Origin of the sequence: Streptomyces sp. MB09-02B (assembly GCF_033794485.1) — a bacterium.
In the GTDB taxonomy this organism is placed as follows: Bacteria; Actinomycetota; Actinomycetes; order Streptomycetales; family Streptomycetaceae; genus Streptomyces.
Genome location: NZ_JARGEE010000635.1, coordinates 1 through 3,565 on the forward strand (window position 1 = coordinate 1; position 3,565 = coordinate 3,565).

Sequence of the window (3,565 nt, forward strand, 5' to 3'; positions counted from 1 at the left end):
TTTAACAAAAAGCGGCAATAGGTTTTTTTGCCTTGTGCGTGGGGAGAGAGGTATATGTACGCGACAGGCCCCGCGTCGTCATGGGCCACGGTGGTGGGGGAGCCCTCTCCGCCGAACTCGTCGAGCAGATCTTCGCACCGGCCTACGGCGGTGACGTGCTCGCCCAGAAGGGTGACGCGGCCGTTCTGGCGCTGGGCGGGGCCCGGCTGGCGTTCTCCACCGACTCCTACGTGGTGCGGCCGCTGTTCTTCCCCGGCGGCAGCATCGGCGACCTCGCGGTGAACGGCACCGTCAACGACCTCGCGATGCGCGGCGCCCGTGCCGCCTACCTCTCCTGCGGATTCATCCTGGAGGAGGGCGTCGAGCTGGAGGTGGTCACCCGGGTCTCGCAGGCGCTGGGCGCGGCCGCGCGCGCCGCCGGGGTGGAGGTGGCCACCGGCGACACCAAGGTGGTGGAGGCCGGTCACGGCGACGGGGTCTACATCAACACGGCCGGCATCGGTCTCGTCCCGGCCGGTGTCGATCTGCGGCCCCAGCGTGTCGTCCCCGGCGACGTCGTGATCGTCAGCGGTGCCATCGGTGTCCACGGGGTGGCGATCATGAGTGTGCGGGAGGGCCTGGAGTTCGGCGTCGAGATCCAGAGCGACTGCGCGGCCCTCGGCGGCCTGGTCGACGCGATGCTCGCCGTCACCCCCGACCTGCACGTCCTACGCGACCCCACCCGCGGCGGCCTCGCGGCGGCGCTCAACGAGATCGCGGCGGCCTCCGGCACCGGGGTCGTCATCACGGAACGCGACGTCCCGGTCCCGCCGGCCGTGGCCAACGCCTGCGCCATTCTCGGACTGGACCCCATGTACATCGCCAACGAGGGGAAACTGGTGGCCTTCGTCCCGCGCGAGCGCGCCGACGCCGTCCTCGAAGCCATGCGGGCCCACCCTCTGGGCGCGGGATCCACGATCATCGGTGAGGTCGTCGAAGGGCATCCCGGCATGGTCCTGGCCCGCACCGGGCTGGGTGGGACGCGGGTGGTCGATCTGCCGATCGGGGAGCAGCTGCCGCGCATCTGCTGACGCGCACCCGCGCGTCGCCGGACGGGGCCGCCGACCCCGTCAGGTCCCAGGAGGCTGGTCCTGCGGGTCCTGCGGGTCCACACCGGTCACGGCGTCGGCGTCCTTGGTGCCGCTGGGGCGCTGGGAACGTCCCCTGCGGCCGGTGTCCCGGCGGCCCTTCTCGTCCGCGTCGCCGTACTCCTCGCCGGGTGTGCCCTCGCTCTTCGCCCTGTCACCGGGGACGGACTTTTTCTCCTGCGCGGACTTCTTCCGGCCCGGGCCTGGTTCGCCCGCGTGCTCGGCACGGAAGGAGCGCGGGGCGCTCGGATTGTCCTGCTGACGGGTCTCGTCCACATCGGGCGACCAGCCGTGGTGCTCGGTGCCCCGGTGAGGGCTCGGGCCCCTGCCGTGCGGCGGCTCGGACGAACGTGGTTTCTTCGACATGGTCCGACCTGTCTGTCGTGGGCGATGGGGGCGGTACTCATGCGTCACCGCGATATGTCGATTGTCCCTCCTTGTCGTGGTTCGAGCACTTTGTGGCCGCCGCGCCGTGGCAGGCCCGCCCCCGCTTACGGGGGCGGGCGGAGCTTCACGCGAGGGGATCCGGCTCAGGGGGTGAAGACCTCGTCGAGGCGGTCGATGGCACCGTCGTCGCCGAGGTGGTAGGTGAAGACGAGGCCCGAGTCCGGGTGGGCCTCCAGCCAGTCCAGGAACTCCTGGACGCCGATGGGCTGGTTCGTGGTGCTCTCCACGATGGGCGTGGTCACCGTGATGTTCGCGGCCTGGTCCAACGGGAGGTACGTCTCCTTGCCGACCGTCTCGAAGGGGGCACCGTCCGAGTCGGGGGTGCCGCACCCCCAGTTGCCGTGCTTGACGATCAGGCTCAGGGACCCGCCTTCGGGCGTGTAGCGGTAGACCGCGATCTCGTCGGGGGAGATGGGCATCTTGTGGTCGCAGTCGTCCCCGGCGTCGCCACCGCTGCCGTCGCCGCCGCCGGAATTCGTCGAGCCCGTCCCCTTCGAGGCGGGAGGCTCGGAGGGGGAGTCGGGGGCGGCACCGGACTTCCCGGCGTCGTCGTCCGCGCCCGCGGACGCCTTCGCGTCGGGCGTCCCGGCCGTGCCGCCGTTCTTCCCGCCGTCCTCGTCGAGGACATCGCCGGTCGCGGTCGCGCTCGCCTTCGCGTCCCCGTCCGCAGCCTCCGCGCCGCCGTCACCGGAGCAGCCGCTGAGCCCCAGTGCTCCGGCGACGCAGACGCCCAGCAGAACCGCTCGGACGGCGCCGGGTCTCTGGCGGGTCTTCCTCGGCGTGGCGTTCATGGTTCGTCCCCCTCCTGCTCGTTCACGATCTCCACGAGCCCTGTCGGCTCGGGAGCAAGGGACGATTTTCGGCCGTAGGCAGGTGCGCGTCCTGGCCGAATTCTGCACGCCGGCTTGCGCGGTACCACCGGCGGGGCGTCGCGGGGCCGGGCCGCGGCTCTGCTGGTCCGGCCCCGCCGCGTCACCTCACGCCTCGCAGGCGCTCTTGGTGTCGCTCGAGTCGGCCGTGCAGGTGTCGGTGTTGGTGCCCCCGTTGAGGGAGTCGTTGCCGAACACGCCGTCCACGGCGTCGAGGGTGTCGTTCCCCGCCCCTCCGCTGTGGCTGTCGCCGCCGGGGCCACCGACCAGGGTGTCGTTGCCCGTACCGCCCACCAGGAGGTCGTTGCCTCCGAAGCCGGACAGGATGTCGCCCGCCGTGCCGCCGGTGAGCGTGTCGCCGAACGGGCTGCCGTACACGATCTCGACGTCCGTGAGGACGTTGTCCCCCTCGCCCCCGATGCCGTCGTCGGCGGCGTTGTCGATGTCGACGACCACGCCGGAGCCGCTCTCCAGATAGCTGGCGATGTCGCTGGCGCCGCCCCCGCCGCTGAGCCGGTCCGCGCCCGTGCCCCCGATGAGGAGGTCGAAGGTGACGCCACCGTTCAGGGTGTCGTTCCCCGTACCACCGTTGAGGATGTTGCTGCCCGGGCTGGGGCCGCCGTTGACGACGTCGTTGCCGGACTCGCCCTTGAGCTCGCCGCGGACGTTGCCGGTCTTGGTGATGATGTCGTTGCCGTCACCGGCGTTGACCACGACCGTGTCGGTGTTGAGGTTCACCGGGCAGGCCACCGAGCCGTTGACCTGGCGCGCGCATCCGACCCCGGCGGTCAGGGTGTCGGAGCTGTCCTGGATGACGACGCTGCTCCCGGACAGGCTCACGGTGATGTTGTTGGCGCGTCCCGCCGCCGCGTTGACGACCACGTTGGTCCCGCTCTTGGACACACCCGTGGCCGCGCTCGCGGACCCTCCGGTCAACGTCACCGCGGAGGCGGCCGTCGTCGCGACCACCAGGACCCTGAGTAACGCTCGTCTCGCCATGGACTCCCTCTCGATTGCGTCCGTCGACCTGCCCGCGCACCGTCGGCGCGTCGGCCGCCCCCACGGTCCCCGGCGGGCCCGGGGGGCGCATGGGGGGCGGGCCCCCATCTATCGACGGACTCG

4 protein-coding genes are annotated in these 3,565 nt (G+C 71.6%); 1 reads left to right on the plus strand and 3 read right to left on the minus strand.

The genetic code is table 11. The features are described from left to right. The first annotated feature begins 38 nt into the window (after positions 1 to 38). Positions 39 to 1,070, plus strand: coding sequence for a hydrogenase expression/formation protein HypE (hypE, locus tag P1P70_RS42040; protein WP_319247383.1), 1,032 nt, complete (start codon positions 39 to 41; stop codon positions 1,068 to 1,070). 39 nt (positions 1,071 to 1,109) lie between these two features. On the opposite strand, the gene P1P70_RS42045 is transcribed toward hypE, so the two are convergent. From P1P70_RS42045 to P1P70_RS42055, 3 genes are all read right to left on the minus strand, one after another. After that, on the minus strand, positions 1,110 to 1,493 hold the full coding sequence (locus tag P1P70_RS42045) for a hypothetical protein (RefSeq protein ID WP_319247384.1): 384 nt from the start codon (positions 1,491 to 1,493) through the stop codon (positions 1,110 to 1,112). Between the two features lie 164 nt (positions 1,494 to 1,657). Continuing rightward, positions 1,658 to 2,365, minus strand: coding sequence for a hypothetical protein (locus P1P70_RS42050; protein WP_319247386.1), 708 nt, complete (start codon positions 2,363 to 2,365; stop codon positions 1,658 to 1,660). 186 nt (positions 2,366 to 2,551) lie between these two features. Then, a complete protein-coding gene (locus tag P1P70_RS42055) occupies positions 2,552 to 3,442 on the minus strand; it encodes a calcium-binding protein (protein WP_319247388.1) in 891 nt (296 codons plus the stop codon). Positions 3,443 to 3,565: the final 123 nt, after the last annotated feature.